The sequence below is a fragment of the Paenibacillus ihbetae genome, from assembly GCF_002741055.1.
In the GTDB taxonomy this organism is placed as follows: domain Bacteria; phylum Bacillota; class Bacilli; order Paenibacillales; family Paenibacillaceae; genus Paenibacillus_AQ; species Paenibacillus_AQ ihbetae.
In genome coordinates this window covers 4,166,935-4,193,757 of the sequence record NZ_CP016809.1, presented here as the reverse complement: position 1 = coordinate 4,193,757, position 26,823 = coordinate 4,166,935, and the positions used below count along the sequence as shown (strand labels likewise).

The 26,823-nt window shown below is 53.2% G+C and carries 27 protein-coding genes; 6 read left to right on the top strand and 21 right to left on the bottom strand.

All coding sequences use genetic code 11. The annotated features are described in order from the left end of the window. Both BBD41_RS18570 and uptA read right to left on the bottom strand, forming a co-directional pair. Complete coding sequence (locus BBD41_RS18570) at positions 1–567, bottom strand: thioredoxin family protein (protein ID WP_077568147.1); 567 nt, start codon at positions 565–567, stop codon at positions 1–3. Further along, positions 560–1,180: an undecaprenyl phosphate transporter UptA gene (gene uptA / locus BBD41_RS18565; protein ID WP_077568148.1), complete on the bottom strand. Its 621-nt coding sequence runs from the start codon at positions 1,178–1,180 to the stop codon at positions 560–562. The genes BBD41_RS18570 and uptA overlap by 8 nt, the downstream gene beginning before the upstream one ends. 154 nt (positions 1,181–1,334) lie before the next feature. On the opposite strand from uptA, the gene BBD41_RS18560 reads away from it, so the two are divergent. Beyond that, positions 1,335–1,643, top strand: a complete 309-nt coding sequence (locus tag BBD41_RS18560; RefSeq protein WP_077568149.1) for a hypothetical protein — start codon at positions 1,335–1,337, stop codon at positions 1,641–1,643. A 577-nt stretch (positions 1,644–2,220) separates the two neighbouring features. On the opposite strand, the gene BBD41_RS18555 is transcribed toward BBD41_RS18560, so the two are convergent. The 5 genes from BBD41_RS18555 to yyaC form a co-directional block, all read right to left on the bottom strand. Further along, the gene (locus tag BBD41_RS18555; protein WP_077568150.1) at positions 2,221–4,650 is read right to left on the bottom strand and encodes an O-antigen ligase family protein; all 2,430 of its coding nucleotides are present in this window, start codon (positions 4,648–4,650) and stop codon (positions 2,221–2,223) included. 326 nt (positions 4,651–4,976) lie between these two features. Next, complete coding sequence (locus tag BBD41_RS18550) at positions 4,977–6,161, bottom strand: class I SAM-dependent methyltransferase (protein WP_077568151.1); 1,185 nt, start codon at positions 6,159–6,161, stop codon at positions 4,977–4,979. Positions 6,162–6,187: 26 nt separating this feature from the next. Continuing rightward, the gene (locus BBD41_RS18545; RefSeq protein ID WP_077568152.1) at positions 6,188–6,871 is read right to left on the bottom strand and encodes a DUF6483 family protein; all 684 of its coding nucleotides are present in this window, start codon (positions 6,869–6,871) and stop codon (positions 6,188–6,190) included. 201 nt (positions 6,872–7,072) lie between these two features. Continuing rightward, positions 7,073–7,870 carry an alpha/beta fold hydrolase gene (locus BBD41_RS18540; RefSeq protein ID WP_077568153.1) on the bottom strand — a complete coding sequence of 266 codons (798 nt, stop codon included), beginning with the start codon at positions 7,868–7,870 and terminating at the stop codon, positions 7,073–7,075. Between the two features lie 106 nt (positions 7,871–7,976). Then, positions 7,977–8,516: a spore protease YyaC gene (gene yyaC, locus BBD41_RS18535; RefSeq protein ID WP_077568154.1), complete on the bottom strand. Its 540-nt coding sequence runs from the start codon at positions 8,514–8,516 to the stop codon at positions 7,977–7,979. 187 nt (positions 8,517–8,703) lie between these two features. Between yyaC and BBD41_RS18530 the strand changes: the two genes are divergently transcribed. Continuing rightward, on the top strand, positions 8,704–8,928 hold the full coding sequence (locus BBD41_RS18530; protein ID WP_077568155.1) for a DUF1128 family protein: 225 nt from the start codon (positions 8,704–8,706) through the stop codon (positions 8,926–8,928). Between the two features lie 162 nt (positions 8,929–9,090). Here BBD41_RS18530 and BBD41_RS18525 read toward each other — a convergent pair whose 3' ends face one another. Together BBD41_RS18525 and BBD41_RS18520 are read right to left on the bottom strand one after the other, a co-directional pair. Then, positions 9,091–9,804, bottom strand: coding sequence for a pirin family protein (locus BBD41_RS18525; RefSeq protein ID WP_099478423.1), 714 nt, complete (start codon positions 9,802–9,804; stop codon positions 9,091–9,093). A 55-nt stretch (positions 9,805–9,859) separates the two neighbouring features. Beyond that, positions 9,860–10,876 carry an asparaginase gene (locus tag BBD41_RS18520; protein ID WP_099478422.1) on the bottom strand — a complete coding sequence of 339 codons (1,017 nt, stop codon included), beginning with the start codon at positions 10,874–10,876 and terminating at the stop codon, positions 9,860–9,862. 289 nt (positions 10,877–11,165) lie between these two features. Between BBD41_RS18520 and BBD41_RS18515 the strand changes: the two genes are divergently transcribed. The 3 genes from BBD41_RS18515 to BBD41_RS18505 all read left to right on the top strand — a co-directional run bounded on the left by BBD41_RS18515 (position 11,166) and on the right by BBD41_RS18505 (position 12,443). After that, positions 11,166–11,426 (top strand): GlsB/YeaQ/YmgE family stress response membrane protein, encoded by a 261-nt coding sequence (locus BBD41_RS18515; protein ID WP_077568158.1) that lies wholly within the window; start codon positions 11,166–11,168, stop codon positions 11,424–11,426. A 49-nt stretch (positions 11,427–11,475) separates the two neighbouring features. Then, a complete protein-coding gene (locus BBD41_RS18510) occupies positions 11,476–11,886 on the top strand; it encodes a YtxH domain-containing protein (protein WP_077568159.1) in 411 nt (136 codons plus the stop codon). Between the two features lie 131 nt (positions 11,887–12,017). Then, complete coding sequence (locus BBD41_RS18505; protein WP_077568160.1) at positions 12,018–12,443, top strand: DUF5665 domain-containing protein; 426 nt, start codon at positions 12,018–12,020, stop codon at positions 12,441–12,443. A gap of 122 nt (positions 12,444–12,565) precedes the next feature. Here BBD41_RS18505 and BBD41_RS18500 read toward each other — a convergent pair whose 3' ends face one another. The 11 genes from BBD41_RS18500 to BBD41_RS18450 form a co-directional block, all read right to left on the bottom strand. Then, positions 12,566–13,546, bottom strand: a complete 981-nt coding sequence (locus tag BBD41_RS18500) for a magnesium transporter CorA family protein (RefSeq protein ID WP_077569102.1) — start codon at positions 13,544–13,546, stop codon at positions 12,566–12,568. Between the two features lie 128 nt (positions 13,547–13,674). After that, a complete protein-coding gene (locus BBD41_RS18495) occupies positions 13,675–14,445 on the bottom strand; it encodes a sigma-70 family RNA polymerase sigma factor (protein ID WP_077568161.1) in 771 nt (256 codons plus the stop codon). Further along, on the bottom strand, positions 14,442–14,891 hold the full coding sequence (gene rsbW, locus BBD41_RS18490; protein WP_077568162.1) for an anti-sigma B factor RsbW: 450 nt from the start codon (positions 14,889–14,891) through the stop codon (positions 14,442–14,444). The genes BBD41_RS18495 and rsbW overlap by 4 nt, the downstream gene beginning before the upstream one ends. Positions 14,892–14,921: 30 nt before the next feature. Next, entirely contained in the window at positions 14,922–15,245 is a 324-nt protein-coding gene (locus BBD41_RS18485) for an STAS domain-containing protein (RefSeq protein ID WP_077568163.1), read from the bottom strand. Between the two features lie 130 nt (positions 15,246–15,375). Continuing rightward, positions 15,376–17,058, bottom strand: a complete 1,683-nt coding sequence (locus tag BBD41_RS18480; protein ID WP_077568164.1) for a response regulator — start codon at positions 17,056–17,058, stop codon at positions 15,376–15,378. 20 nt (positions 17,059–17,078) lie between these two features. After that, the gene (locus tag BBD41_RS18475; protein ID WP_077568165.1) at positions 17,079–17,945 is read right to left on the bottom strand and encodes a CheR family methyltransferase; all 867 of its coding nucleotides are present in this window, start codon (positions 17,943–17,945) and stop codon (positions 17,079–17,081) included. A gap of 100 nt (positions 17,946–18,045) precedes the next feature. Then, positions 18,046–21,705, bottom strand: coding sequence for a response regulator (locus BBD41_RS18470; RefSeq protein ID WP_099478421.1), 3,660 nt, complete (start codon positions 21,703–21,705; stop codon positions 18,046–18,048). Next, complete coding sequence (locus tag BBD41_RS18465) at positions 21,702–22,877, bottom strand: PP2C family protein-serine/threonine phosphatase (RefSeq protein WP_077568167.1); 1,176 nt, start codon at positions 22,875–22,877, stop codon at positions 21,702–21,704. Before BBD41_RS18465 ends, BBD41_RS18470 begins: the two co-directional genes overlap by 4 nt. Positions 22,878–23,133: 256 nt before the next feature. Beyond that, on the bottom strand, positions 23,134–23,478 hold the full coding sequence (locus BBD41_RS18460) for a YflT domain-containing protein (protein WP_099478420.1): 345 nt from the start codon (positions 23,476–23,478) through the stop codon (positions 23,134–23,136). A 90-nt stretch (positions 23,479–23,568) separates the two neighbouring features. Then, complete coding sequence (locus BBD41_RS18455; protein ID WP_099478419.1) at positions 23,569–24,090, bottom strand: hypothetical protein; 522 nt, start codon at positions 24,088–24,090, stop codon at positions 23,569–23,571. Positions 24,091–24,152: 62 nt separating this feature from the next. After that, the gene (locus tag BBD41_RS18450; protein ID WP_099478418.1) at positions 24,153–24,674 is read right to left on the bottom strand and encodes a DUF948 domain-containing protein; all 522 of its coding nucleotides are present in this window, start codon (positions 24,672–24,674) and stop codon (positions 24,153–24,155) included. A 291-nt stretch (positions 24,675–24,965) separates the two neighbouring features. Here BBD41_RS18450 and BBD41_RS18445 point away from each other — a divergent pair, with 291 nt between their 5' ends. Further along, entirely contained in the window at positions 24,966–25,130 is a 165-nt protein-coding gene (locus tag BBD41_RS18445) for a DUF1328 domain-containing protein (protein ID WP_077568171.1), read from the top strand. A 148-nt stretch (positions 25,131–25,278) separates the two neighbouring features. On the opposite strand, the gene BBD41_RS18440 is transcribed toward BBD41_RS18445, so the two are convergent. Next, positions 25,279–26,781 (bottom strand): DHA2 family efflux MFS transporter permease subunit, encoded by a 1,503-nt coding sequence (locus BBD41_RS18440; protein WP_099480688.1) that lies wholly within the window; start codon positions 26,779–26,781, stop codon positions 25,279–25,281. Positions 26,782–26,823: the final 42 nt, after the last annotated feature.

Here is a 26,823-nt window from a genome sequence, read left to right as displayed (position 1 = left end):
TTAAAACCCCGAAATGAGCTCGCGCAGTTCCTTAATGATGACGGCATGAAACTCATTTCCTTCCCCATAGGCTTGGATGATTTTTTGTCTTGTGGCAGCGAGGTTGTCTTGGTAATCCGAGGCTTCGCGGTCAGGGTTATTCTGTTTAAACTCGATCATATGCTTCTGGACATGGGCAGGCCGGGGCCCCCAAGTGCCCATCACATAACCGCCGGTATCCGCAAAAATGACAACCGGCACCGAGCGCCCGCCCATCGTCAGAAACTGGTCCATCAGCTCAAAATTTTGTTCCAGGATGAACACTTCCGTCGGGATCCCCGCGGTTTCCATTGCGCGAAATACGACCGGCACGTTGCGGACAACATCGCCGCACCAATCCGCTGCAAGGATAAGCACCCTCAAATCATCGCGGTAATTTAAACTTTCGAAGAATTCCCGATCCTCGGCATTACTCCACTTGAACTGCTCGTATCCCGCTTGGAAGGCCTCCTGGTTCTTCTCCATGCCTTCGACAAACTGCTGCGGGGTTATACCGGTTCCCAAATAGGAAGCCACATTTTTACTCATCTAGCCTCGACCTCACTTTCGCTGATTTTATCCATTTGATCAAAAAATAAAGAATCATGACAGCCAAAGCCCCCAGCAAAATTTCCTGCGTATAAGGCTTTGCCTTCTCGCCAATCTGTTCCCAACGGTCCCCCAGCATCCAGCCCAGATATAAAAATAAAGCCGTCCACGGTATGACCGCCAGCGTCGTCAGGAGCGTGAAGCGGCCCACATTCATCTTCGAGATCCCTGCCGGTATCGAGATGGCATGTCTCACAACAGGCACAAACCGCGCCGTAAAAATAACGCCGGTGCCGTATTTGGCGAACCATTCTTCAGCGTAATCCATGTGCTGCTTTTTAATCAATATATACTTCCCGTATTTCTCCAAAAACGGCCTGCCGCCATAGCGGCCGATCCAATAAACGAACAGCTGCGCCAGTACGCCGCCGACAGTCCCGAACAGCATGGCCCCGAGAAAATGAACCTCGCCCAGCGATATCAAATAACCACCGTAGGCCAAGACGATCTCGCTCGGGATCACCTCCACCATCAGGCCAAGCATAATCCCGAAGTATCCCAGCTGCTGAATCCATTCAAACAACCGGCCGACAATATCGTAAAAGAATTCCACGCGAAGGCACACCTCTTTCTGTTTGCGCTGATTTCTTCTACTAGCCTATTCTACCATAGCCCCGGACATGCCTTCTACTGTGCCCATTTTGCCGGAGACACTGTGACTTCCGCCCGTTGCAGTACATATGGTGAAGCAAAAGGAGTGAATAGCGATGTATCATACGAAACAACCGGGCGGCAAGCCCCCTTCGCCGCGCGGCATCAGGCGGGCCTGCAGCAAGGAATTGTACCGGACGGCCAAACGTCTGAAGCAATTCATTCCGCCGGAAGCCGTAAAGCAAGGAGAGGAGCTGTACTACCGGAAAGTCATCGGTAACCTGATCTGGATTCATGACAATTACAGCAATAAAAAGCTGCTGTGCGACTGGTGGGAAAAAGAGGTCTGCGGCGAGATCGCGGAGCTGTGGCAGGTTCCGGAGCGGCAGCTAGCCTCGGCATTCCGCGACGCCTTTGGCGGTTAGGCCGTGCCGGACCGGATTCGGCCTAAGACAAGCGCCGCCATGGTCCACTGCCACCCTCGCGGCGAGGGCAGCAATGCTGGCGATGGAGGGCATAAAACCAAGGTCCTACAGCAGCTTCGTGTGTAGGGCTTGCCTAGTGTTAGAGCGTGTCTCGGTGCTTGGATATGGCACGTACGTAGCGCATGCTTCGCGCATAGAGTATGACTCGTGTGTAGTGCATGCCTCACGCATAGAGTATGACTCGTGTGTAGTGCATGCCTCGCGCATAGAGTATGACTCGTGTGTAGTGCATGCCTCGCGCATAGAGTAATGACTCGTGTGTAGTGCATGCCCTGTCATAGAGTATGTTGTGCTAAAGCACGCCTCGTGTACACGCACGCCTCATGCGTAAGCATGCCTCGGTCGTAGATCTCAGTGCGTTGAGCATGCCCCGGTGCGAGACGCATGCCACCTCGGTGCATAGAGGATGCTCTATGCGTTGAGCATGTCATGGTGCGTAGCGTAAGCCCCTAAGCGAGCAGCTAATGTTAGGGCATTGGCGGGTGCTTGGGGACGGCGCCGGAGCGACCTAAAGCTGTCACTGCTTCCCGCGCCCGATCCAACCCGCTAAAAAGGCGGCCTGCCGCTGCGCTTGGGCCGTCAAATGAAATCGCCGGTCGTTCCGGACGCCGGGTGATGCATGAACCGCTTCGGCGAGCCAACGGTAGCTCTGCAGCATATCCATCGCCGCCGAAGCGGAGCGCCCGGCTCCGGAGACATCCCCGGCAGCGCTTTGTTTCACGGCAAGCGAGGTTAGCGCCAGCACCGCCCGCGTCTGCTTGTCGGAACTATAACGATCCAGCTCAAGGCTTTTGCGGTACCAGAAGGCAGCCGTATCGGCACGACCTGCCAACGCATGGGCTTCCGCGAGCCTCCAGCTTAAGCCTGCATGCTGAGGCGCATAACGCAGGCTTCCCTCTAGCAAAATCATTTGCTGCTCTGGTGGAAGCAGCTCGGACAAGCCCACCGCTGCCGCGCTGTTTGCGGGATTCCACGACAAGGCAGCTTGCAGCAGCTCGCGTCGCTCCGCCTCCCCCGCTGAAGCCGCGAATCGAAGCTTCATCTCACTCATGCCGAGTGAAGCGGTTAAGACCGCCCAGCATAGGAACCCAAGGAGAAGCGGGAGACGATGCCATTGGGCAGGCAGCCGTGGGGGAATCATTCGGCGCAGCATACAGGAAAGCTTAAGCTGAGTGCCCGGGAAGTAACGCCGGAAGCCCTCCTTTGGAGAGTCGGTTCGTTGATGCCGGTAGTACCGTACGGTCGGCTTACCGGACGAGATCCAGTGCAGCATACGGGATCGCCAGAACATTCTCGGGTCCTGCAAATCGGACAGCAGCGGGGATGACATCCAGCACAACTTCCCTAAACGCTGGGGCGAAATCCATTGCCACTTGCTCAAACGCTGAGGTGGAGTACGCATCCATACACCGGGCGCATCAATTGGAAGAGGACGCAGCCCACCAACGGGCTGGGAACGTTTTGGGATAGAAGCTTCCCGTCCAAAAGCATTCACGCCTCCTTCTTGCCTCATTGTCCAATCCGCCGGAGGAGCCATTCCTGTTCCCATTGCCGGCAGCCATAGCATAAGCAGCCAGACCAAGGGATAGCTCCAATCAAAATCGATGGCTGCATGCAGCGTCAGAACGAGAAACGGCGGCAGCAGCCTCGGACATGCCTTGGCGATCCCAGCAATTAATGCAAGGAGCAAAGCACATACGAGCAGCAGGCCGATAATGCCCGTATTGAGCAGCATGTCGAGATATCCGCTGTGCACCTCGCCCCCGACGTAAGGCTGGGACTGTACGGCGCGGTAAACATGCCGCCACGTCTCCCCCCCTTGTCCCAGCCACAGCGACGACTTGGCCAGCTGCCACGCGTCGCTGTAGATCAGGCGGCGGGCGCTAAGCGTAGCCGCGCCGCCAAGCGCCCGATCCTGCACCTGGTGCAGGATCGCAACCCCCGCTGCGGCATATCCCGCCGCCGCAGCAACCAGGGCCGCCGGCGCCAGCACGCGCCGCCGGAGGCCCCCGCTGTGCCGCAAGCGGCACAGCAGCAGGCCGGCGAGGACGCCGCCGGCCCAAAGCCCGGCCAGCCACAGCAGGCCGGGCAGCACCGCGGGCGCCAGCTTGGCATCGGCCAGCTGGCGGTACACAAGCGCCGCGCTCGCCAAAGGCGCGGCGGCGGCAATAAGGAGCGGCGCAATCCGCCGCCGCTCAAGGGCAAGCCCGGCCGCGCACGCCAGAGCGGCCGCGAGCCAGGCGCCGCGCGACTCCGTGAGGAGCAGCGCGGCGGTGTAGGGCAACAGCGGCAGCAGCGCAGCCGCTGTGCGGAGGGCGCCCGGCCGTGCCTGCAGCGCGGGCGCCAGCGCGAACAGGCGCTCAAGCAGGAAGGCGGCCATCAAGGCCCCGAACGTGTTCGGGTACTGCAGCAGGCCGCCGAGCCTCGCGCCCGTCGCGCTTATGGCGGGATCTGCCGTATGATAGATGCCGTACGGCAGATCCAGCACGCCATAGACGTGAAGCAGCGCGCTGCCGCACAACACCGCACCGAGGAGATGCCAGCCAAGCCTTAAGGACAACCTGCCTTTCGCTGTCCTGCTAACTTCCCAGGCTGCCGCCGCAAACGAACCGTAAAGCCCCCACAGCACGAGCTCCTTCAACGTTCCTTCCATGCTGGCGGGTCCGCGAAGAGCATGTTGCACATAGATCGCAAGAATTCCTCCGATACCTGTCGCTGCAATTGCACGGTAAGGATTGGTCGGTTTTACGGGAAGAGCAGCCCGGTGGTAAGAGAAGCGCTGGAAGCCGCTGTTCCTTCTTAGAACGAACAGCAATAAGAGAAGACCCGCCCAGCCTGCAGCCGCCAAATAAAGATCCGAATCAAAGAACCATCCGGTTTCGCTGCAGGCTGTAAGCAGCAGCACCGTCAGCAGCAGGCCGCCATACCATGAACCCCTCAGTCCCATTCGTGCCGCCTCCTTTCTCGTCCGCCCACGCCCTGATCGCTTCTTCCTCTTAAGGATTAGAACCTATCCACCATGATTAACGGCGGATTTTGCCAATATTCAAGGTCTATTAGCAAGTGTGGACATGGCCGGCGGAGGATATTCTTGCAGGAACGAACGATATCTACAGCGTGTAGATGCTGCTGTCATTTGCCGCTCCGGATGCAATTTGAAGCGAAATCCCGCCCACTTGATATGGTTAGCATCATAGGGGTTCGACGCGTGAGGGCATAACAAAAGGGCGACAAAAGCGGACACTCCCGCTCCTGTCACCCTTCTTATGAACGTTAAATCGATGGTTGATCCGGCAGCAAATCCCTGCAGGCCCGCTCCAAATAAGGATCTGCCTTCAGAAAATCGCGAAAAGCGGTATATTCCCGCCACAGCTTATCCCGCTCTCCGGCAGAGCCGCTGACCGCGCGGATCAGAATATTTTTCGGCGTATGCTCCATATCGATAAACTCCAGCAGCTGCGTCTTGTATCCCATCAGGTCCAGCAGCTTCGCCCGGATGGCGTCCGTGGCCAGCGCCGAGAAGCGTTCCTTCAGAATGCCGTGCGACAAGAGCGGCTCCATCACCGGACTGTTGATTTGGGCAAACAGCTCGTGCTGACAGCAAGGCACCGACAGAATGACCGAAGCGCCCCAACGCACGGCTTTTTCCAGGGCAGCATCGGTGGCGGTGTCGCAAGCATGCAGGGTGACGACCATATCGACCTGCTCCAATTCGTCATATTCCGCAATGTCGCCGACAAGAAAACGCAGCTGGCTGTAATTCAGCTTTTTCGCCAGCATACTGCAGTGTTCGATCACATCCGCCTTTAGATCCAATCCGACAATATTCAGCGTTCTGCGCGCCTTTACCGCCAAATAGTGATACAGCGCGAACGTCAGATACGATTTGCCGCATCCGAAATCCACGATCGTCAGCGGACGATCTTCCGGCAAATGGGGGAGGACATCCTCTACCATCTCCAGGAAGCGGTTAATCTGTCTGAATTTATCGTACCTGCGTGCGAATACCTTCCCGTCCTCGTTCATGATGCCGAGCTCTACCAGAAACGGAACCGGCTCGCCTTCTTCAAGGATGTACGATTTCTTGCGGTTATGGGACATGTCCACAGACGACTTGGTCGGGGACTTTGTCAGAATCGACACCTTGTATTTTTTCGAGATCAGAACCTGATAATCGGCTTCCGGGGTGTAAATCATCGCCTGGCGGAAGACATTCTCGAACATATCGATCAGGACGGCCTCCGCTTCCTCCGTCGGCACATTCTGGTGCGTCACCTTGGTGCCCGAATAGTAGGCAAACTGGTAATGAAGCTTGCTCTTGAGCTCGACCGGCTTGACCGTCACCTTGCTGTAGGTCATGCCTTCCCGTTTGCGAAGCTGACTCAGTGTCGCTGTAATTAACGCAGACTGCTCCATGATGTTATGAATCAATTTTCTTAAAGCTTCCAAAGGGTACATCTCACTTTCCTTATTAGATAGACCGGCTACTCCCGGCCGGACAGTTCTTCCTGCTTCCCCGGCAGGAATCGCCGGCTCAGCTCCTCCATGCCCTCATGAACCTCCGCAAGCGGGAGCTGTCCTCTCTCCAGCTCCTCCGCAGGCTTCAGCAGAAGCCGATGATAGAAGCGGATCGCTTCATCGGCATCAATCCCGCCGCTTTGCAGAAGCTGATAAAGCAGATTCTCCGCATCCGCGTAGCGTCCCTCCTGCTCGGCATAGGCCATATCGTCACGAACCAGCCGAGCGGGCAGCTCGTACGCGCGGAGCCGTTCCTTTACGCTCCGGATTCTCCCCGGCAAATCGAATAATCCGGGATCGGCTCCGTTCAATGCGGATTTCAAATACAGCTGAAGCACTTTGGTGGAGAGATGAACAGCCTCATCCTCACGGCCCAGCTCCTGCTCGATCTCCGCCTCTTCTTCAAGCAGCCTGGCAGCCCCTTGAAGCCTGTCTGCTTCCAAGTAACCGTGATTGTAAAACAACTGCTCGATATCGGAGGCCGACAGTGAACGCAGCAGCTTGGAATTCAGCCGGAATTGGCGCCGGAGCATGTCGTCGAGCTCCCATAAAGCCTCGGTATGCTTGCGCTCCTGCTTCAGGGCAAATACTTTGGCAATCATTTGGGTCATATCCTCTACCATTCGCATAAGATAATCTCTCCGTAACATGAGCTTGCCTCCTCTTATTATCCCTGACATGGGTAATGGCTAATCTACCGTGTATTGCTGACGTTTAAATTGTAGGCTATTCGGAATCAGAAAGCCAGCGGCCAGAACAAAGCGGATACCCCTGTTCGGGAATATCCGCTCATTCGTATGCATCTATTCGATTATAGCGCTCATTCGTATGCATCTATTCGATTATAGCGCTCATTCACTTTCCGCATGCAGCGACTTCATATAAGCAAGGATCGCTTCGGCGAGCTTCTCCGGCGCCTCCATCATGCTCATATGGCCTGCCCCTTCAATAACGACCTGCGTCACATTGTCATGGTCTGTCGTAAAGCTGCGTTCCGGCGGGATTAAGGCATCCCTCTCTCCTGCTACCAGCAAAATCGGCAGCGTCGAAGCAGAGAGCACATCCCGGCGGTCGGGACGCTCCCGCATTGCCAAAGCAGCGCCGATTGCGCCTTGCGGAGGCGTCAAATACCCGATTTCCTTCGCCCGCTGGATACACTCCGGCTTGGAGCTCGCGGTGTCCGGCGCAAACAAGCCCGGCACTAGACCATCCACGAAGGAGGTGATGCCCTCGCCTTGTATCGTACTGACGGCCTTTACCCGTTTCTCCTTCGCTTCCTCCGAATCCGGATAACCGGTCGAATGGATCAAGCCGAAGCCGTGAAGTCGAGAAGCGTAACGCTGGGCGAACGAGAGCGTAATATAGCCCCCGAGCGAATGACCGAGCAGTACAGCCTTCGGAATATCCAGCTCATCCATCAGAAGCTGAACATCATCCGCCATCTGCTCGATGGTGTACGATCCCATCGGCGCATCGGAACGGCCATGTCCCCGGAGATCCGGTACAATGAGTCTATATCCGGGAAGGTGCGGCAGAAGCTGCTCCCAGTAGGCAGAGCTTCCGCAAAATCCGTGGAGGAGGATGATCGGCTCCCCTTGTCCCTGATCGACATAACAAATCGTGGTGCCGTTGCATTGTACTTTTTCCATAGCGATACCCTTCTTTCTATCCAGCGGATGCCGTTAGCCGGACACCCAAATTTTATAAAGAATGCAATATAATTAAACCAAAAAGCCCGGACTGAAACGAGATGTCTCACGCCCTAAGGCCAAAGGCCGAGGCGGCTTGAGACGCGATTTGCTCCGCCATCTGCATGACTTGATACAAGGATGTTACCTGGAGCGTCCAATAGGGCTTCGGGCCGTGGACGTTGACGACGGCTGCAACGCTATACTGGCCGACGGCAGGCAGCTTGCCGCCCACGGAGGCGGCCGGCGTAAGCGGACCCTCCATCGTGTAGAAATAGCCTACGGAAGAAGGCTGGCCCAGGCAAGCGTCGACGGCGATCATGATCTTTCCTTCCGGAATCTCGTTCAGCCGGGTTTCCAGGTTCCCGGCATCACAGGGCTCCTGCAGCGTTCCGACCACAAGCGGGAAGCCGTATTCCAGAAGTCGGCTTCCGGTTAACGGTCCCAGTGCATCCCCCGTCGAACGATCGGTTCCAATACATAAGAACACAACATCTTCAGCGTCATGCCGTTTGGAAATTTCCCGAAAAAATGGCCCCAGCTCCTGGCCCGACATCCTGACTCTTGCAGTCTGTGCCATCGGGAGCTTGCCTGCTTGATCGCTCATGACGGACCTCCTCATCAATATCTAGCCCATGGATTCCATGGGAGCCGAAAATCGGAATGGAGCAATAGGTTTTCCCTGATTTTACCCTATCCTCCTCGGTCTTGGCAAAACTATTGGTCGTTCCCGCGGGGCCGTGTTACAATACAGGGATGAATTGTGTAATCCACCTGAGAGGAAGGTGTTAACCATGGATTTGAATGAAAAGACGCAAGCCAACGTCGAGTATATGATCGAGCAGATCAAATCGAAGCTCCGCATGGCCAGTGCGGCCGCTATGCAGGCCTCCGCATTCTCCGCAAGCCAATACGACGATATTTATGACTTATATGAAATGGTCATTAACAAACATAACCTCAGCATCTCGGAAGTCGAGGCAGTCGTCTCGGAGCTGGGCCGCCTTAGGGGCAAGTAATGGCCTTTCCGGCCTTGATCCAAGCGTTCTTGCCAGCACCTTTGCACCTTGGCCTTACCTGATCCATTCTTGGCTTTGACGTTTCTGCAGGGAATAAACCATAGACCATGCCAAAGCCCCCGATGCTCACCTTCGAGCACCGGGGGCTTATTGGGCTTCTCCCTACGGCATATCAATAATCATCATTTCCGAGAAGCCTTCACTCGCATTCCCGCGGAATTTGATCTTGTCGCATTTCTGAATTCGAGCCGTATCTCCTGAAGTTAGGTCGAATACCCCTTCCTCCGTCGTGATTTCGACATGTCCGCTAATGGCATATACGTGGATCCTTCGATCCTTGGATGGACACGTCAGTTCATGTCCGGTCTCCAGCCTGCCGCTGTACATCTTTACATCCAATGACATTGGCAGGCTGCCCTCCCCGCTTCCCGTTATATGGATCGGAGACAGCGGATTCTGCGGCTGTTCTGCAAACGCACCTTCATGATAACTGGATGAAAGGCCCGGCTCGGCCGGCAGGAACCACATCTCCAAATACGATACATCCGAAGAGGGAGAGCTGTTTCTCTCGGCATGATATACGCCGGATCCCGTATTTACAACATGTACGGTCCCCGGCTTCAATTCTGTAAGTCTGCCCGTATCATCCTCATACGTCAGCGTTCCCTCCAGCACGACATAAGCGATGACCAGGTCATGGTGAAATCTTCGGTCGAAGCCCTCCAGCGGCCCCAGCTTATATTCATTATGAGCCAGCAAGCTCCCGAAATGCTCATTATGCGGATCTACGTAATCTCCGAAGGAAAAGCTGAATTCACCGTGTATTCCGTTATGATGGGTTGTATGTCTTTCCGCAGCCGTCATGATTTTGATCATGCTCGGTTCACCTCCGCCGTTTTACTAATCAATACCCCGGCGGAAATTGATCTAATCAGTTCGGACTAGGACCGTGGGCCAGCTTGAAGACCGTCTCCGCTCTGCCGACCGTGCGGCCGCTGTCGTTCATAATGCCGGTCGGAAATGCTTGCGCCAAGCGCGAAATGGTCGCTTTATTGGCATAACCGATCTGCTCCAGGATGGACTGGGCAATCCAGCCCCATTCCTCCTCCGAGCCGTCCAGGATTTTAAAGGCTACCCCGAGTCTTTCCTTTTTTAGGCCGAAGCAGTACACCCCTTTAAAGCCACCCTTCGCCACAATATTGCTGTCCTCCAGAAGAACCGTGTCCACCTTGCCGCTGCCGGCTACCATGAACGGGGATGTGTTCATCGCGGACGTTATGGTAAGCACCGCCTCTCTTGTCGCCTCGTCCTTGATCCGGTCAGGACATGCCAGCTTCATGTAAGCCGTCGCCAGCGCCTGCAGCGGCATGGCAAACACCGGCAGACCGCACCCATCGGTTCCAATTCGAATGTCGCCTTGGGCAAGCCCGGTGAGGTCGGCAATCGTTCTTATGATCTCCTGCTGCAGCGGGTGATCCGGCTGGTCATAGCCGTTTAAAGGCAGGCCGGCCATTTGGCAGTAAGCGAGCATGCCATAGTGCTTGCCGGAGCAGTTGTGATACCACCGGCTCCGTTCTCCGCCCGTGCGCAGAAGGACTTCTTTGCTCCGATCATCAAGGGGCCAACTGGGGGCGCAAACCATCAGATCTTCATGAAGTTTCACCCTGCGCGCGAACTGCTCAAGCACTTCAACATGACGCGGCTCCCCCCGGTGCGAGGCGACCATGATTGCAATTTCTTCATCCGATAATCCGTAGAACTCCGCCATTCCATCCCGGATAGCAGGTATCGCTTGGAGCGGCTTCGCGGAAGAACGGGTAAATGCGACAAAGCCCGGGTCGCCCGTATAGGCCTGTATCGCGCCTTCTTCATTAACAATACATATATGTCCATTGTGGGCGCACTCCACCATATCCGCCCGGTATTCTTGAACCAATACATTTTCCATGAGCATGAACTCCTTCTATATTCCTTATACGGCTTATACAGCGCATTCCTATCTAATCAGGCTTCGAGTCATGTTGACAGCGCGGGCCGACATGGAACCTGAATCTTTGCCAATCTGTATTCAGTATAAGACAAATATCCGCAAATGGCATGCGCCAAAATTCCACAACGGGCGGACATTAAATTCATTGTCGATTGTTCTTGTTCTTGTTTCATGGTCAGAGCTCCCGTTTAAATACGAGATAAGCAAGCCCACTCGAAAGTCATTGCTCTGAAAAGGAGGCGATTTTATGTGGGGGATTATTATTAGCATCGTCATGGCAATTATCATCGGGATTATCGGAGATGCGCTGGTTGGTCATGAAATGCCGGGCGGCATTGTCGGATCCATGATCGCCGGTTTTATCGGCGCCTGGGTCGGACCGTGGCTCTTTGGAGCCTGGGGCCCGATCATTGGCGGATTTGCGATCGTCCCCGCTATTATCGGAACCGCCATCTTCGTGTTCCTGCTCGGCCTCGTTGCCAAATTGTTCAAACGACGCACAGCCTAAAGTCTCGTATTCATATTCCACATTATATTAACTTAAAGGAGTGAATGTTATGAATCACACAGAACAAGAATACCAAGGTCAAAGCGGCTCCCCATTTTTCAAAGGCGTATTTATCGGAGCGTTGGTAGGCGCTGCTGCAGCGCTGCTGTTCGCCCCTAAGCCAGGACGCGAGCTTCGCGGGGATCTCTCCGAGAAGCTGAGTGTTGTGACTGACAAAACCAAAGAGGTGTGCAGCTCGGTAAGCGATAAAGCAACAGAGCTGGCCAAGACCGTGGGCAGCAAAGCCTCGGAAGTCATGGCGACAGTCAACGAAGGGCGAAACAGCGTGATGTCCAGCATCAAGGAGGCGTCTGCGGACGTAACCGATGAGGTATCCAAGGCCTCTCAAGACGTGAAGGATAAGGCGATGGAAACCTCTTCCGACGTCAACCGCGACTTGAAACAAACGACGAATTACTAAGTCTCCACATACGGCCGATTATAGGTCGCTTCATGGCCAGCTGACTAAAGCTGGCCATTGTTGTTCCAGTCGTTAAGCTTTCGGCAGAAAGAACACTTCATTAATGTCCCATCATGAAAGGGGGAGAATCCATGAGCAAAGCAAATCCGTATGATAGCGGGCCACGTTTCGCCGGCCCTCCTCGGCAGCGAAGCGAGCGGAGGCCGCGCTACGAACCGCGGACGAAGGAGGAAGAACAGAAGGCTAGCGTCCCTGCAGACGTGCAGGAGCATCCTTTTGAGCTTCGGCATGAGGTGAAGAAGCTGAACTCGCGGCTCGATAAAATCGCGGAGACTCTGGAAAAGTCCGAGATGAAGGACATGATCGACAATTACATGAACCCCAAGAAACGCATCGTCGCCAATCTGACGGCGGGGCTTGCCCGAGGGCTCGGCTTAACCTTAGGCACTGCGCTTGTCCTTGGTCTCCTCGGTTACATTCTCAGCTTCTTCGTCAACGTGCCCATGATCGGCGATTTTATAGCGGACCTGCAAGGCTACGTCGAGAAGGCGAGGTAAAACGCGTTTACCGGAACCTTTATCCCTTGACTCATGCAACCATACAGCGAAAGGTCCCTTCCTAGGGTCGGCTGCAAGCCCTAGGAAGGGACCTTTTTTCGTTCGTCTCGTTATGAAGAAGCCTATATATTTTTATCTCTGGACTTCACCCGAAGCAGATCCCCTGTCCATCCCTTGTTCCGCATCCACAAGTAAATGCCCGCCATCCAGATCAGGGTAACCAGAATGATCGCCGTAAAGCCCCATGACGTTTTAATCGTCGGAAGATTTTCAAAGTTCATCCCCCATATCGCTCCAATCACGGTAGGCGGCATAAACACGACCGTAAAAATGGTGAGCGTCTTCATGATTTCATTGCCCCGGAAGCTTGACACTGCATCATCGATCGAAACCAGCGTGTCGATTTCGCGTTCATAATGACGGAACAGCTGCTCCAGCCTCTCCACCCGGTGACGGAGCTGCTGAAAGAATGGGCTGCCGTCAAGGCTGTCATGATATCCTTCCTTGATCGCCGCAATCAGCTCTTGAAACGGAATGAACAAGTTATTCCAGTCCAGCAGCTCAAACCGGGCCGTCAAAATCCGGTCCAAAAGCGATCGCCGATTGCGCTGCTGCATGTCTTGTTCAACGAGGCGGAGATTCCTTTCAAAGCGATCCATCCCCTCATGGAAGTAATGCAAAATGGCTCGGGCCAAGACACAGAATCCATCGATCGGCCGTTCGCATTGATGAAGCATTGCTCTCCTGTCCTTCTCAGCCAAGGCATTGCGGGTATAGTCATCCAAATTAATGGTGATCAGAACTCCGTCTTCCACATAAAAATAAAACTGCTCCGAACGGCTGACCTGCGGGGCCCCTTCGGTAACATGGTAGAGCATGGAACCCATAAGAACAGGCTCCACCCCGCCCTTAAAACGGACCGACAAATAATTCCGTCCCTCCAAAGACGATGCAAGATCAAACCACTCCCCCGTATAGGGATACTGCGTCCGGAGCTCTCCGATCCACGGAGACAGCCAGTCATTCGTCCGGATATCAAACCACGTCCATCCTCCTGCAAGTGCGTATACATCGCGGCCATCGCTTTGATCCGGTCTTAGCATCATCTCCCACCTCCTCCTAAGTCCTATATCTTTATTAATTCCAAAAAAGGCACGCTTATCCTCATAAAGGGGAAAGCATGCCTTATGTGCCTTTCGTTCCGCTTCTATCATCCCGAGGCTTGTCCATATCAGTAGGAATTGCTCGACATGATTTGTTTCAGTTTTTCCGTTGCGCGTTTCTGGATTCGGGAAACGCTCATCTGCGATACCCCCAGCCGCTGGGCAATAGCCCGCTGGGACTGCCCCTCCTGAAATGCCAACAGCAGCACCTTCTGTTCCTGTTCCTTCAATTGGCTCATCGCCTGTTGAAGATCCATGCGCTTCTCTACGGAATCGAAATCATTCACATCCGAACTGATTAACTCGCCAAGCGTGGCCCCCGTCTCTTCCTGGGACAAAGGAGAATCCAATGATACGTAATGATAGCATTCGCGTCCGGCCAGCACTTCAACGGTTTCTTCAACCGATAAATCCAAGTAATCCGCAATTTCCTTTACATCAGGGGATCTCTCGAGCTTCACCATTAATTCATCAATGGCTTGCTGCACCAAGGCCCCCTTCTCCTTGATTCGCCGCGGCACTTGAATATACCAAGATTTGTCGCGGAGGAAATTCTTCATATGCCCGATCATGCTCTTCATGGCATAGGGTTCGAATGGGATCCCTAAGCTGATATCATACTGTTGAAGCAAGCGAATCAAAGCCATTTGACCCACTTGGTACAAATCCTCATACAGATCGGGACGATTTCTAGCTATCTTCCCTGCGGCCATTTTAACCATCGGCTCATATTTTTGTATCAGCACGGTTGCGACGTCGTTATCCTTCGTCTGCTGATATTCCCGTATTAAATCTACGGCTTCATCTCTGGACTCTGGGGGAGTCGCCTTATCATTCATACCCGTTCCTCACTTCTTGCAAGGCGCTTCATCAGCGTAACCTCAGTTCCCTTCCCTGTCTCGTTCGTTACGCTCACCTCATCCATCAGCGCCTCCATCAGATAGAAACCGAGTCCTCCGACCTGGACCTCGCTGAGATCCTTATCATGGAGGGTCGGGCTGGCAACCGTCCCCACACTGTCAAAGCTCTCCCCTTCGTCTCTGACCGTAATGGATAACGACTCATTGGCCACTAGAAATTGCACCTCAACCATGCCGCCTTCCTGTCCGTACGCATACAATACGGAATTGTTGCATGCCTCGGACACTGCGACCTTCATATCTTCAATCTCCTCGTACGAGAACCCCATCTTCGAAGCAATCCCGTACAAGTTCAACCTGACGATATCCACATACTCTGCATTAGCCGGCAAACGGAGCGTTACTGTTTGTACATCTGAATTCATCTCTTTCGATCCTTTCCTTTGGGAATACTTCTATGTCTGAAAGAACTTCGCAATACCCGTCATGTCAAACAACTTCTGAATCTGAGGCGGAACTTCCTCAACCGCAAAACGGGCCTGCATGCCGTGTCTCGCTTTCAGGATCGATAGAAGAATACCTATCCCTGTACTATCGATATATGTCATTTCCTTCATGTTGACGATCAAGTCTATTTCAGAGTTACCGACAAGGGGTTCCATGACCAACCGAAAATCAGGAGCGACGGATAAATCAAGTTCACCGCTCAAAAAAACCGTGCATACACCTTCATTCATATGAGTCTTAGCATTGAACTTATCATTCGTTTTAGTATTCATAGACACTCTCTCCCGAAATTTGTTTTCTCTTTTCATAACCCGTTATCTTGCTTGTTGAATCAGAATGCAGCAAATGATCGGAATCCAATTTTTGGGGAACATCCAATTTCCCTCTTCCCCCCGGCAAGTCCTATGCGTTACTAATCCGTACCGAGGAAGCCTGAACTCCCTGTTCCTCCGGTTCCCAAGGAATATAACGGGACAAGAGCTGCTCCACGCAGCTGAATTTAACCGGCTTGCTGAGGTACTCGTCCATCCCTGCCTCCTGACAGCGCTTCTGGATTCCATCCATGACATTCGCAGTCATGGCCACAAGCACCGGACGGTCCTCTTCAGAACTTAAACTCCGGATCTGACGGGCTGCTTCAAGTCCGTCCATGACGGGCATTTGTAGATCCATAAAGATCAAGTCGTAGGAGGTCCTGGAGTTGGCCGCGAGGTCGACAGCCTGCTTACCGTTCTCGGCCATATCTGCACGGAGGCCCATCTTGCCGAGAATGCTGTCCATCAGCTTCCGATTAATCGGATGGTCGTCCACGATCATGATCCTGGGTTGATTTATTCCGCGCACTCTATACTTGGAGCTTTGATGCTCTTCCCGCAGACGGTGGTTATCTTCCTCATGAGCACGGACACATATGGTAAATACAAAGGTGGCCCCTTGCTCCTCCTTGGATTCCACCACGATGTGGCCGCCCATCATTTGGACCAGCGATTTGCAGATGGCCAGCCCCAGTCCGGTGCCGCCGTATCTGCGGGTCATCGAGGAATCCAGCTGGGAGAACGGTTTGAATAAGCGATCCATCTTCTCGGCGGAAATCCCGATTCCCGTATCCTTCAACGTAAACTGCAGCGTCAACCGGTCCCCATCAGCCTGGGCAAGCGACACGACCAGATAGACGCCGCCTTCATTCGTGAACTTCACGGCATTGGAGACGAGATTGATCAGGACTTGACGCAGCCGTCCCATATCGCCAAAGACCATTCTCGGAATGGACTCTTCGATATAAAAGGAAAGCTCCAGACTTTTCTTAGCCGCTTCCCCGGAGAACAGGCCAAACACTTCCTGCACGCAGGAATGAAGATCAAACGGATACTCCTCCAGCTCCATCTTGCCGGATTCCATTTTGGAGAAATCGAGAATATCGTTAATGATGGCAACCAGCGAATCAGCGCTTTTTCTGATAATCGTTGCATATTCGCGCTGCTCCTCCTCCAGCTCGGTGTCCATCAGCAAATCGATCATGCCGATGACACCGTTCATCGGGGTGCGGATTTCATGGCTCATCATGGCCAGAAATTCCGTCTTGGCTTTAGCCGCAATCTCAGCCTCTTCCTTGGCCTTGATCAGCTCCTGATTGATTTTCTCAAGCTCCTGCGTCTTCTGATGCAGCTGCATCGATTGAATCTTCAGCCGCTTGTTCGTCTGATACATATCGACAAAGCCCTCGATCTTCGATTTCAAGATTTGAGGGATGAACGGCTTCACCATATAGTCGATGGCGCCGGCGGAATAACCGGCAAACAAATGCTCCGCTTCTTTGCTGTTAGCCGAAATGAATATGATCGGGATATCCTTCGTCTTGTCTCTCGCCTTAATCAGTCTTGCGGTTTCGATCCCGTCCATGCCCGGCATTTGGACATCCAGCACAATAACGGCAAAGTCATACTTCAACAAGTACCTCAAAGCCTCTTCCCCAGAGGTTGCTTTAACCAGCGTGTACTGCTCACTGTCCAGAACAGCCTCAAGAGCAAGCAGGTTTTCAGGACGGTCATCTACCAGCAATATATGAATCGGTTCGTGAAACCCCATGGAATCCTCCTACAAGCTTTCTAATTAATCTTCCGGTAAATTTTTTCGACGCGATCCAGCGCCTCGTACGAATCGCTATAATCCGTAAAGTGAATGGACTCCTTAGCCCCGAGAACCAGAATTCCGAAATGGCTCAGGCTTTCATGAAAGAGTCCGTGCACATGATTTCGCAGATCATCATTGAAGTAGATCATGACATTCCGGCAAAAGATCACATTGAATTCATTGAAGGAGCGATCCGTCGCCAGATTATGCTCGGCAAAAATCATGTTCTTCTTCAGGAAAGGTTGAAAAATGACCGAATTGTATTTCGCTGTATAATATTCGGAGAACGAGCGGGTTCCGCCCGCCTCCATATAGTTCTTTGTATACTGTTTCATCCGTCTAATGTCAAACACGCCTTCCTTGGCCTGCTGGAGAGAGCGGGAATTCATGTCCGTCGCATAGATCCGCGACTTCTCGAACAGCCCTTCTTCATGAAGAAGGATGGCCATCGAGTAAACTTCCTCGCCCGTCGAGCAGCCCGCATGCCATATCCGGATGTACGGATACGTGCGAAGCAGCGGAACGACTTTTTGCCTGAACGTCAGAAACAAACTCGGGTCCCGGAACATTTCCGTTACCGGAATCGAAAGATTATATACCAACCGCTGGAAGCACTCGCGGTCATGAAGCACTTTATTTTGGAGCGCCGATATGGTCTGTACGCCCTCCGCATGGACATGATGCCAAATTCTCCGGCGGAGGGAGGGTATGGCATAGTTGCGGAAGTCGTATCCGTAGAAGCGATGGATGCCTTCCAGCAGCAGCTCGATCTCAATCTGCTCCAGCTCCTTGCCGTTATCTTCTCTCCATATTTCTGATTCAGTATGGTCTTTAGATGACATTACCCTCTGCACCGCTTTCCAAATGTTTATAGAGGCTGTTCAAAGTGCCGGAAAACCGGCTTTTTGAACTCCAGCTTTATATCTATTTGTCATTACCCGTTTACGAATACAGCCAAACCCGCATCAATGACAGAAGCTGTTCGGTTTGAATCGGCTTCTTCATATAATCGGACGCTCCCGCCTCAATGCATTTCGCCCGATCCTCCTTCATCGCTTTAGCGGTCAGGGCGATAATCGGAAGCTTCTCGAATTCCGGCATTTCCCGCAGACGGCGCATCGCTTCGTAGCCATCCATCTCCGGCATCATCATATCCATCAAGACCAGATCGTAATCCGGATTCTGCTGAAGCAGCTCGATCGCTTCGCGCCCGTTCTCGGCAAACGTCACGTCCATGTTGTATCCCTCAAGCACGCTGGAGAGGGCAAAAACATTCCGGATATCATCATCCACAAGCAGAATTTTCTTGCCTTCAAACAGCTCCTCCTTATTATGAAGCTTCTGCAATATTTTCCGCTTGTCCTCCGGCAAATCCGCCTCTACCCGGTGCAGGAACAGCGTCGTTTCGTCCAGAAGCCGTTCCGGCGACTTCACATCCTTGATAATAATCGATTCTGCGTATTTCCGGAGCTGCAGTTCTTCCTTAGAATCCAGATCCTTACCGGTGTATATAATGATCGGGAGATCCGTCAGATCCTCATCGTCACGAATTTGATCCAGCAGCTCAAAGCCTGTCATATCCGTCAGCATCAAATCCAGCACCATGCAGTCATACCGCTTCTTGCGCAGCTCGATCAGCGCCTCGGCTCCCGTGGATACAGCCGTGATGGACACGTCATCGTGGCCGATCAGCTCAATGATCGAATTGCGCTGAACGTCGTTGTCCTCAACGATCAGCAGATGCTTCATCGATTTCTCCGTGTACGATTCGATATGCGTAAATGCATTCTCGAGCGCTTCGCGGGACGATGGCTTCTTCAGATAAGCGATGGCGCCCATCATGAGCCCCTGCTTCACTTCATCCACAACCGAAATGACATGCACCGGAATATGGCGGGTTTCAGCCGAGCTTTTCAGTTCGCCAAGGACAGACCATCCGTCGATGACCGGAAGCTGGATGTCAAGGATGATGGCATCCGGCTTATAGGACTTGGCCATCTGCAGGCCGATGTCGCCCTGCAAGGCAACCAAGCCTTTGAAGCCGCGGCCCCTGGCCATGTCCAGCAAAATATTCGCAAACTTGATATCATCCTCAATAATGAGGAGCACCTTATCGGTCGGTCCAATATTTGTACGGTCATCCTCTATTTGGACCGCAGGGTTTACCGTTTTGGCCACTAGCTTGGCCTTCGGCATAACCAGATCGGTCGGAGCAGCCTCCATTGACGGCGCCGCCTCCTCCTTGCCCCGGGAAATTGCCTCAGGAAGACGGGTCGGCAGGAACAGCGTAAAGCAGCTTCCTTGACCCTCGGCCGATTCCACCACAATGCCGCCTCCAAGAAGCCGTGAGAGCTCCCGGCTAATCGACAGTCCCAGGCCGGTTCCGCCATATTTGCGGCTTGTCGTGCCATCGACCTGCTGGAACGCTTCGAAGATCATGTCCTGCTTGTCGGCCGGAATACCGATGCCGGTATCCTGCACGGAGAAGGCGATATAGTCGGTATCCGCAATCAGGTTTGGAGGCAGCTCGTCTTTATCCGCCAGCTCCACCTTCAGCTCCACGGAGCCGCTCGTCGTAAACTTAAATGCATTCGACAAGAGATTGCGTAAAATCTGCTTCAGCCGGTGCCCGTCGGTTACGATGGATTCCGGCGTCCCTTCTCCGAAGCGTACATAAAGATCTATTTCCTTACGGGCTGCAACCGCTGCAAAGTTCTGCTCCACGAAGGTTTCGATCTCCGGCAGCTGAACCTCCTCGTAGTTGATCTCCATCTTTCCGGCATCGACTTTGGACAGGTCCAAAATTTCATCGATCATCTTAAGCAGATCGGAGCCGGACATATAGATCGTCTGGGCGTATTCGATCTGCTTATCGCTTAAGTTTCCTTCCTTGTTTTCGGTCAGAAGCTGGGAGAGGATCAGCAAGCTGTTCAGCGGCGTTCGAAGCTCATGGGACATGTTCGCCATGAACTCGGACTTGTATTTCGTTGTCGTAGCAAGCTGCTGCGCCTGCTTCTCCAGCTGCTCCCGCGCCTTCTCGATTTCGTAATTCTTCTCTTCAACCCGCTGGACTTGCTCTTCAAGCGCACGCGTCTTCGCTACAAGCTCGGTATTGTAATGCTCGAGCTCTTCCTGCTGACGCTGCAGCAGATCCTCCGAACGCTTGAGCGCCTGCGCCTGCTCCTCCAGATTTTCGTTGGAGCGGCGAAGCTCTTCTTGCTGGGTCTGAAGCTCCTCGGATTGGACCTGGAGCTCTTCGGTCATCGCCTGGGATTCGCGAAGCAGCTGTTCAACCCGAAGACGACCCATAATATTATTCAGAATAATGCCGAGGGACTCGCTAAGCTGGGACATCAGCTGCTCCTGCAGCGCCGTTCTCTCTTCGAAGGATGCCAGCTCCACAACCCCCAGCACCTCACCTTCGAACATCAGCGGGTATATCATAATAGAGCTAGGTTTCGCGGCGCCCCAGGCCGATTGAATGTTCATGTAACGGTCAGGCGGGCTGTTCAGCAGGATCGGCTTCTTATCCAGCGCCGCCTGGCCGACAAGCCCTTCTCCGATCATGAACGCATCCTTGGGCTCTCCGCCTCCCTCATACGCGTAGGAGCCCTTCATTTCCAGCCGGTTGGGATGCTTGTCTTCCTGGCGGATATATATTGCACCGAAGTGGGCTCCGAGAACCGGCGTAAATTCACTGATGAAACGCTGCCCAACCTCTTCGAGCGAATGGACGCCCTGCAGCAGCTCCGTCATTTTGGCCATATTCGAGTTAATCCAGGATTGATCGCGCTGTGCCTCCAAATAGGACTGTTCGATCCGCTGCTTCTCCAGGATATCGTCAGACAGTTCTTTGAATACGCGTGCAACATCCCCAAACTCATCCTTCGACGTAACCTTGATGCGGCGGATTGCCTTCAGCCGGCCTTCCCCGAAGCTCTTCAGCATCATGGATACGACATTAATGCCGCGGGTAATGCTTGGGAGGATCCAGGCGATGACAAGAAGCCCGATCAACAGCCCGCCTGCCATGATATAGATGAAGATTTGGACGGAACGGTTGTAGGCAGCCCGGGCGGCGGCAATATCGTCAGAGATCTTCATGTTTTGATAGCCGTTCAGCTCGTTCAAGCTCGATAGAGCCGCCTCCTGCACGGTTTGCCCCGTGGAGTTTCGGAGTGCGTTCGCCTCTGATGCGTTTCCTTTCGAGAGCAGGTCCAGCGTTTTATTCTGATAGACGATATAGTCGTTGATCGATTTTTCAATCCGGACCAACAGCTGCTGCTCCTCGGCGGTATTGACGGTTTCGCGGATGGATTTAAAATATTCAAGCGCTTCGTCCGTCATCGTCTCGATCTGCTGCCGGGATACCGGAAAGGTCTCCTGATCATTGCTCATAATCATATTTGTAAGCACACGGGCCATGTCATTGACTTCTCCGCGTAGAGAGCTGGAGGTCCACACCTTCTCATAGCGTTCATTATATAACGTATCCATTTGGCTCTTCATATAACTGACCCGGTCATAACCGATCAAAGTAAGAACGAGCATTAGGGCAAGCAAGGTAGAAAAGCCGATAATCAACTTGCTTCTCAGTTTCATGAATCTGTTCTCTCCCTCTCTCTAAGCGTGATCCAGACCAAACATTTATCATCCTCGCGTTCCTGGGACGGGTCATCGACGAAATAACGCTCCCTGACTTCCTCTTCTCTCCAGTGATGGGCACCGCTCAAATGCTGCATCAGATCATTCAGCTTCTCTTCGTGCCCTCCAGGAACCTGTTCCAATATCCCGTCCGTGTACAACACCAAATGGCCGTCGCCCTCGTAATGCAGGCTCCTTGGCTCCATCTCGTCGATCCGGTCGAACAGCCCGACCGGACAGCAGCCTTGATCCAGGGTCTGTACGCTTCCGTCTTCCCCGAAGAAGAGTGCGGGCGGATGCCCCGCATTTACATAGTCCACCCGCTTTAAGCGGGTATCAACGACCAGATAGATGGCCGTAAAGTAGTACTGGATCAATTGATCCTCGATATGCAGCTGGTTGAACCTGCGGTTCAATTCCTGAATGACCTTCTCGGGTTCAACATAGGTCGTTACCGTATCCTTGAGGACTGAAGCGATGAACATGCAAAATAGGGACGAAGTGATCCCGTGTCCCATCATATCCAGCAGAATGACACCATAACGTCCGTCGCCGAGCGGATACCATGCGTATAAATCACCGGCGAGCTCCGCCGACGGCTGGTATAGAGCGTGAATTTCCAGCAAATCATCTTCAATCGGAGAGCTTAATACCGCATTCTGCACCTTCGCCGCCAGCTTTAGTTCCTCCTGGACCGTCTGTTCTCTCTCAATATGCCAATCCTTCTCGTGCTTCAGCCGAAGCGCGAGGCGAATCCGCGCCATAAGCTCCACCTTGTTGATCGGCTTCGTCACGTAATCCACGGCCCCGGCGTCCAAAGCCTCGGCAAGCTTCTTCGAATCGCCGACGGCGGTAACCATAATTATAGGTATATCTTTCAGATGATCATATTGCTGCACAATACGGCATGCTTCGATGCCGTCCATTTCCGGCATCATCATGTCCAGCAGAATCAGATCAATCCCGGCCCTGCGGGGACACTTGCTCCTTCCTTGATCCTCCAGACCCAAATGTTCGAACATTTCAAGCGCTGAAGAAGCAGATACCGTGTCCCGGTACTGCTCTTTCTTCAAAATCTCTCGAATAATGATGACGTTAGTCGGATTGTCGTCCACGATTAATATTCTCATTGTCCTCTCCTTCAACGCTGCTCTGATACGAAAGATATCTTTTACTACTAGTATACTATACGAAATATCCTAATCTCTCATCTAAGAAAAAGGCACTTAACCATGATATTTCCACGTGTTAGCGGATTGCATATCGCATTCTAGCAAAACACAGATAAGGAATGAGACCTCTCAAAGTCCCATTCCTTATCTATGCTTTGACCCGCTATACTTGTGCCTTTCCGCAAGATCAACACAGACACCGCTTCTGCTTAGGTCAATTGTCTCTTTTGGCAACAACAAGCACTTTGCCAAGATCCAGTTGCTTCTCATAGAAAGCCGCCTCCGCCTCCGTAAATCCCAGGGATACGATTTTGGCACGCAGTTCATCGCCGCGCGAGCGGAAGAAATTCGCCACCGCATCGATTACCCCTTCTTCCTTCAAACCTACCGTGCTGGCATCCGATACGTCAGCAATCCGGTCCGTATGATTCGCATCATGGGCCAGTACATAGATGTGATTGTTATCATAACCGGACTGCCTCAGATTTTGAACCTCCTGAACGGCCAGCGTCCCGTTCTCCACGACTTTCGCATAAGACTTCGTATTCGTTGATGCCATAATGAAAACCTCCCCTATTTGATAATTATCCTGGATAATAGGTTATAGTCCAATGGTTATTAACCATTTCACGCTGCTTTGAAACACCTTTTACTCCAGATAATCGAAAAATAAATCAACACCTGTAATTTGTCCGGTTTCACGATTCTTAAAGACCTTCAGCGCATAACCATCTTTCAAATACACATCGCCGTCCTCCGCTTTAAAGTACGGCTTGCCCAGCGTCTTCCGGATCTTTGCCGAAGTCATGCCAACCGAACGGTCCTCAACCCGGAAACTTTGGGCCGACGGCTTCACATGAACGTACTCGGTCAAGCCCCGACGAAGCCCGACTTCCATATCCTTATAATGAAACTCGGTAACTCCGCTGATGGCATCACGCTTGACCTCGACTGGCGTTCCCAGCTTCCGTATAACGTCCTGCTTGCGATCCGTCAAGGTTATGCCGTTTAACGATCCGTAGCTTTGCGGAGAGCTCTCGCTGCTGTGGGCCTGCCCGGCTTCTGCGGCATGAACGATCCCCGGGGACATGCCTGCCGTGTACGCAGGACTTCCCGCTTCACCCCCCATGTACATCAAAAGTCCCGCTGCCAACACGATGACCTTCCACATGCGATCTCCTCCTTTATTCCGCTTAACGGTTTACGTAAGACGGCATCCTTGACAACGCCCGCTTATCTTGCTTTTTGGCGGCGGAAGCTGTTCCACAGCCCGATCGCAGTATCTACATAAGCGAGCCAATTGCGGCTCTTGGACGGCTTGCTTTCCTCCTGCTGATGGTATACCGCGTCATAGGATTGAAACGTACGTTCTTCCGGCGTCAGAGCCTTCGGCCGCTTGGCTTCCACCGGCTGCTTCTTCTCAAGTCGGGCCTGCTTGAATCGGCTGACCATGCCGGCCGATACCTGCTTGACCGCATAGGTTACCTCGCTGAGCGCTTCTCCAAGATTCCTTACGGTGTCCATGACCGGATCGATCTGCTTCATCTTGTGCTGAACATCGACCGTTATATCATTGGTGTTGCGGATCGTTTGTTTAACCTCATAGCTCAATTCGTCTATCGTCTTCTGAACCTCCTGAAGGGTTTGGGTTACCTTTTCGAGCGACTGGGTCGCTGCCTTCAATGTTTTGATCAGATAAACGACCAACACCGCAAAAGCAACGGCTATTACCGCAACACTGATTTGGGTTAGCATGGTGTACGACCTCTCCTTCCCGTATGTTCGTTTTGGTTACGCAATAGTTACCCTTTCCCCTAGCCTGCGAAACAAGCTGCGAACGCTTCGTCGTTCTCCGCCGGACGCCGCCAACTCGGCCTTGTTTCACCTCGGATCGCCGCGGTTAAAGAACACTACGAAGGCGGGGTGCCGGCCCAGAGACGATTTTCCCCAGGCTTCCAAATCGGCCAGGAACTTTCGCTTACAGGCATCCTAGACCATAGTAATGCGTTTCCAAAAAAATTAATTCAGAAAGCAGGGTGAATCCTCATGTTGAAATGGTCCGTCATCTTTCTGGTTATTGCTTTGATTGCAGGAATCTTCGGCTTCTTCGGCATCGTTGAAGCTGCAGCCAGCATCGCCAAGGTGCTGTTCTTCATCTTCGTCGTCCTGTTCATCATCACTCTTTTTACCGGACGCAGACGAAGTATGTGACGAGTGATTAGAAGTTCCTTTCATACAGCTAGATATAAGAGCGAGCAGCGACAAGCTCCTCTTCCACACAAATAAACGGGTGTCCTCCCCGCGGCCAAGCTGCAGGGAAGACACCCGTTCTTTATTCCTCATATTGTTGTCGTCGAATTTACACCGTCGTAGCCGCTTCCTTGGTTCCTGAAGGGGCTGGCTCCTCCGCCGGCTTCGTCTTCTTGATGAAGAAGGCCAGAATAAGCGAGGCGACCGCAATCCAAGTCGCGATGACGAAGGCGTAGTTAATGCCATAAATCGTGGACTCATGGCTTAGGCGAAGCAAATCGGCTTGATTATTCGGGTCGAACGTGCCGGTCTTCATCAATGCCTCGCCATGGCTTTGGGCCTGCGTAGACATGACCGTTACGAGAATGGCTGTGCCGATCGAGCCGGAAATCATGCGAAGCGTGTTGGACATCGCTGTTCCGTGGGCGTTCAGGCTTCGCGGCAGCTGATTCAGGCCGGCGGTCTGGATCGGCATCATAAGCATCGACATGCCGAACATACGGGCCGTATAGATGATCATGATCATGCCGTAAGACATCGTTTCGCTCAGATTACTGAACTCCCAGGTCGTTAGCACCGTTATGGCAAGGCCGATGACCGCAAGCCATTTCGCACCGATCCGGTCGAAGATCGCGCCGGTAATCGGAGACATAATCCCCATCAGGATCGCTCCCGGAAGCATAAGCAGCCCGGACTCGACCGGTGTGAAGCCGCGGATTTGCTGCAGATAAATCGGCAGCAGAATCATACCGGCGTACATGGCCATCGTAACGATGATATTAATGAGCGTGGTCAGCGTGAACATATTGTATCTGAAGATGCGGAACTCGAGCATCGGATCCTTGACCTTCAGCTCGCGCCACACGAACAGGATCAGCGCAACGGTACCGACGGCAAGCGTCGAAATGACCGGCGTGCTGGACCATCCGTCATTGCCCGCGTCACTGAAGCCGTACAACAGGCCACCGAACCCGAGCGTCGACAGGATGACGGCCAACATATCCAGCTTCGGCCGGCTGACCTCGGTGACATTTTTCAGGAAGAAAATACCGATCAGCGTGGCGATTACCGAGAACGGAAGAATCATATAGAACAGAACGCGCCAATCATAATGCTCCACGATGTAGCCTGAGAGCGTCGGACCGATGGCAGGCGCAAAGATCATCGCGATGCCCATCATGCCCATCGCCTTCCCCCGGTTCTCCACCGGGAAGATGTTCAGGAACACAACCGTCATCAGCGGCATAAGAATGCCTGCGCCGGCAGCCTGGACAAGACGTCCGGTCAACAGGGATGCAAAATTCGGGCTGATGGCACAGACCAGGGTCCCGATCGTAAACAGGAGCATCGCGCTTATAAATAATTGCCGTGTCGAGAAACGCGCGATCAAATAGGCCGTTACCGGGATAAGAACCCCGTTTACGAGCATAAAGCCGGTTGTCAGCCACTGGGCAACCGTCGGCTTAATGGCCAGATTCTCCATGATGCTGGGCAGAGCAACGTTCATGAGGGTTTGATTCAGGATGGCGACGAAAGCGCCGATCATTAGGGCTGCTATAATTGGCCCTTTCTTAACAGGTTCGCCGGGGCGAACCGCAGTATGGGTACTCATCATCGCTTCACTCTCTTTCTTAAGTAAGTTTGCACAACTACG

Excerpts from the sequence above, each read along its gene's own strand:
- BBD41_RS18570 (WP_077568147.1), bottom strand. The coding sequence starts at position 567 with ATGAGTAAAAATGTGGCTTCCTATTTGGGAACCGGTATAACCCCGCAG.
- BBD41_RS18560 (WP_077568149.1), top strand. The coding sequence starts at position 1,335 with ATGTATCATACGAAACAACCGGGCGGCAAGCCCCCTTCGCCGCGCGGC.
- BBD41_RS18555 (WP_077568150.1), bottom strand. The coding sequence starts at position 4,650 with ATGGGACTGAGGGGTTCATGGTATGGCGGCCTGCTGCTGACGGTGCTG.
- BBD41_RS18550 (WP_077568151.1), bottom strand. The coding sequence starts at position 6,161 with ATGTACCCTTTGGAAGCTTTAAGAAAATTGATTCATAACATCATGGAG.
- BBD41_RS18545 (WP_077568152.1), bottom strand. The coding sequence starts at position 6,871 with ATGTTACGGAGAGATTATCTTATGCGAATGGTAGAGGATATGACCCAA.
- BBD41_RS18540 (WP_077568153.1), bottom strand. The coding sequence starts at position 7,870 with ATGGAAAAAGTACAATGCAACGGCACCACGATTTGTTATGTCGATCAG.
- yyaC (WP_077568154.1), bottom strand. The coding sequence starts at position 8,516 with ATGAGCGATCAAGCAGGCAAGCTCCCGATGGCACAGACTGCAAGAGTC.
- BBD41_RS18530 (WP_077568155.1), top strand. The coding sequence starts at position 8,704 with ATGGATTTGAATGAAAAGACGCAAGCCAACGTCGAGTATATGATCGAG.
- BBD41_RS18525 (WP_099478423.1), bottom strand. The coding sequence starts at position 9,804 with ATGATCAAAATCATGACGGCTGCGGAAAGACATACAACCCATCATAAC.
- BBD41_RS18520 (WP_099478422.1), bottom strand. The coding sequence starts at position 10,876 with ATGGAAAATGTATTGGTTCAAGAATACCGGGCGGATATGGTGGAGTGC.
- BBD41_RS18515 (WP_077568158.1), top strand. The coding sequence starts at position 11,166 with ATGTGGGGGATTATTATTAGCATCGTCATGGCAATTATCATCGGGATT.
- BBD41_RS18510 (WP_077568159.1), top strand. The coding sequence starts at position 11,476 with ATGAATCACACAGAACAAGAATACCAAGGTCAAAGCGGCTCCCCATTT.
- BBD41_RS18505 (WP_077568160.1), top strand. The coding sequence starts at position 12,018 with ATGAGCAAAGCAAATCCGTATGATAGCGGGCCACGTTTCGCCGGCCCT.
- BBD41_RS18500 (WP_077569102.1), bottom strand. The coding sequence starts at position 13,546 with ATGCTAAGACCGGATCAAAGCGATGGCCGCGATGTATACGCACTTGCA.
- BBD41_RS18495 (WP_077568161.1), bottom strand. The coding sequence starts at position 14,445 with ATGAATGATAAGGCGACTCCCCCAGAGTCCAGAGATGAAGCCGTAGAT.
- rsbW (WP_077568162.1), bottom strand. The coding sequence starts at position 14,891 with ATGAATTCAGATGTACAAACAGTAACGCTCCGTTTGCCGGCTAATGCA.
- BBD41_RS18485 (WP_077568163.1), bottom strand. The coding sequence starts at position 15,245 with ATGAATACTAAAACGAATGATAAGTTCAATGCTAAGACTCATATGAAT.
- BBD41_RS18480 (WP_077568164.1), bottom strand. The coding sequence starts at position 17,058 with ATGGGGTTTCACGAACCGATTCATATATTGCTGGTAGATGACCGTCCT.
- BBD41_RS18475 (WP_077568165.1), bottom strand. The coding sequence starts at position 17,945 with ATGTCATCTAAAGACCATACTGAATCAGAAATATGGAGAGAAGATAAC.
- BBD41_RS18470 (WP_099478421.1), bottom strand. The coding sequence starts at position 21,705 with ATGAAACTGAGAAGCAAGTTGATTATCGGCTTTTCTACCTTGCTTGCC.
- BBD41_RS18465 (WP_077568167.1), bottom strand. The coding sequence starts at position 22,877 with ATGAGAATATTAATCGTGGACGACAATCCGACTAACGTCATCATTATT.
- BBD41_RS18460 (WP_099478420.1), bottom strand. The coding sequence starts at position 23,478 with ATGGCATCAACGAATACGAAGTCTTATGCGAAAGTCGTGGAGAACGGG.
- BBD41_RS18455 (WP_099478419.1), bottom strand. The coding sequence starts at position 24,090 with ATGTGGAAGGTCATCGTGTTGGCAGCGGGACTTTTGATGTACATGGGG.
- BBD41_RS18450 (WP_099478418.1), bottom strand. The coding sequence starts at position 24,674 with ATGCTAACCCAAATCAGTGTTGCGGTAATAGCCGTTGCTTTTGCGGTG.
- BBD41_RS18445 (WP_077568171.1), top strand. The coding sequence starts at position 24,966 with ATGTTGAAATGGTCCGTCATCTTTCTGGTTATTGCTTTGATTGCAGGA.
- BBD41_RS18440 (WP_099480688.1), bottom strand. The coding sequence starts at position 26,781 with ATGAGTACCCATACTGCGGTTCGCCCCGGCGAACCTGTTAAGAAAGGG.